Below are 1,499 nucleotides of genomic sequence, written 5' to 3'. Positions count from 1 at the left end.
AGTAGGCCAGGCGCCTGGCGTCATCGGTCAGCGCAGCGCAGTCGGCCAGGCTCTGCGCCTGGGCGAACCAGGGCAGGACGGCCCCGATGGCGCCGGCCAGCAGCCGCCGTCCGGGTTGGCGGGACGGGGGGATGGTGGCTGAGGGAGCGGGGGGCCAGGGCATGCGGGAACCTTGCAGAAAACAACCGCCGAATTCTCCTTGGCCGCAGCGCGCCGTGGTGTCAGCCGAGGCCTACAGCACAACAGGTTCGCGGCCTCGCCGCCGTGCTTGCGTCTGGCGCAAGCCGGCTTGCATCGAATGCGTTGGCAGCGCTGGCCCCGGCTGGCCATCATGGCGGCTCGGTGTCGTGAAGACGGAGGTTGAGCATGGGGCAGAGGGCGCAGAGGGTGCCGCCGCAAGAGCCGTGCAACGGCTGGCGCTTGCTGGTCGACAGGCAGGACTTCGGCCGGACCTTGCAGCGACCGGTGGTTCTGCCGGAGGAGGCTGCGCCCGGTGAGCTGCACCTGGCCGTCGAGCGGCTGGCCTTGAGTGCCAACACGCTGACCTATGCGTCCATGGGCGACTCGCTGGGCTTCTGGTCGCTCTATCCACCAGACGAAGCGGACGCCGCCGCGGGCTGGGCCCAGGTGCCGGCCTGGGGGCATGCGCGAGTGCTGGCGTCCGGCCTGCCTGGCGTTGCGCCGGGCTCACGCTGGTTCGGGCTGTGGCCGCTGGCCTCGGTGTTGCGCCTGCAGGTGATGCCGGCACGGCAAGGCCTGCGCGCGGTGGGCCCCGCGCGTGCGGGGCTGAACCCTGTGTACCAGCAATACCGTGAGGCCCCCACTGGCGACGAGGCCGCGCTGGCGGCCCAGGCCTGCTGGCAGCCGCTGTTCATCACCTCCTTCGCGCTGGCGCAGCGGCTGGCCTTGGAGCTGGCCCCAGGTACCTCGGTGATCCTCGTCAGCGCGGCCAGCAAGACGGCGCTGGGGCTGGCGCATCTGATGGGCGGCCGCACCCGCTTGCTGGGCCTGAGCAGTGCACGCAACACCGCCTGGTTGCGCGAGATGGCGCTGTTCGAACGCCTGGTGAGCTACGAAGCAATGCCCGAGCTTGCGGACACGGCCGGCCCGGTGCTGGTGGTCGACTTCTCTGGCAACGCGGCTTTGCTCGGGCGCTTGCTGCAGACGCTAGCACCGCGCTGCCAGCGCTTGCTGTGCGTGGGCAGCACGCATGGCGGCGAGGTGGGCGCTGCGGCGCAAGGCCTGCGCGTGCCCACGGAGGTCTTTTCGGGCCCGCGCCAGATCCAGGCGCTGGTGGCGGACTGGGGCGCTGGCGAGTTTGACCAGCGGCTGCAGGAAGCGCTGGGTTGGTGGACCGAGGTCCAGCGCCCGTGGTTCGAGTATCGCCACTTGGACGGCAGAGACGCCATCGCCGCCGGCTGGTTGCGGCTGCAGCGCAATGAATGGCCTGCGTCCAGCCTGCTCGTGGCGCGGCCGGGCAGTTGAAGGTCAGCTCGCCG

General features: G+C 71.0%; 1 protein-coding gene. It reads left to right on the top strand.

The genetic code is table 11. The annotated features are described in order from the left end of the window. Positions 1 to 366: 366 nt before the first annotated feature. Positions 367 to 1,485, top strand: a complete 1,119-nt coding sequence (locus FKP22_RS30105; RefSeq protein ID WP_141291886.1) for a DUF2855 family protein — start codon at positions 367 to 369, stop codon at positions 1,483 to 1,485. Positions 1,486 to 1,499: the final 14 nt, after the last annotated feature.

This window comes from Ideonella azotifigens, assembly GCF_006519715.1.
Taxonomy (GTDB): domain Bacteria; phylum Pseudomonadota; class Gammaproteobacteria; order Burkholderiales; family Burkholderiaceae_C; genus Ideonella; species Ideonella azotifigens.
Note: the sequence above shows the minus strand (reverse complement) of the source record. Positions and strands in the feature narration are given on the sequence as shown.